The organism is Aquimarina addita, assembly GCF_039539305.1.
Lineage (GTDB): Bacteria > Bacteroidota > Bacteroidia > Flavobacteriales > Flavobacteriaceae > Aquimarina > Aquimarina addita.
Window position 1 is genome coordinate 1 of sequence record NZ_BAABCW010000075.1, and the last position, 743, is coordinate 743.

Annotated in this window: 1 protein-coding gene; it reads right to left on the bottom strand. The window is 37.7% G+C overall.

Translation table 11 applies throughout. The features are described from left to right. On the bottom strand, positions 1 to 743 hold a 743-nt coding region (locus ABD816_RS22210; RefSeq protein WP_344931114.1), incomplete at both ends, for a hypothetical protein.

Below are 743 nucleotides of genomic sequence, written 5' to 3' on the forward strand. Positions count from 1 at the left end.
AATTTTATTGGCTTCGATATCAATCTTAAATAAGATTTTATTACCTATACTAACAGCTCCATCTGTAGCGACTTTAAGGCCTTTAGCCATTAGTTTTGCTACAGGTGCAGCAAACTTTTTTCCTCGTTTGATCACAAATTCTAATGGATCGGTAGCCCATCTTAGTACAGCAAGAAACTCCTTTGCAACTCCTGCTTCTACGGTAGCTCCACCTGATAAAACACCTACTACAATCTCAAAAGCAATATTACCAGCAAAATAATAGACGCCCGTGAAGTTATAATCGGTAATTTTATTCTTTTGATATTCCCAGCCTTTCTCTACCTCACCTACTACTAATACCTTTGCTAGTGTCCATACTGCTTCTCTCTTTGATTCATCAGTAATAAGATCGGCTATTGCTTTTGCTTCACTAAACATATAATTACGATACGCTGTATCAGATAACATCTTTTTAACAAAAGCTTTGAGGTCTAATACATTTGTAACCGTACCCGTTACAAAGGAAGCAGTACTGATGAGCCCATTATATACTCCCGCAATAAAAGCAATATCGTTTTGTAGATATAACACCGCTTGTTCTAGGATAGGTATTCCTTGTACCCAAGTATTGACATCTTTAAAATAATAACCCGGAGCAGCACTGTCCCAAAACTCTTTGGGTAATTGTACAGCGTTTAACCCATCGGTAATCCCTCCAAATACGACACTCCCAAATTGTGTAAGTATAGCATCCATCTCTG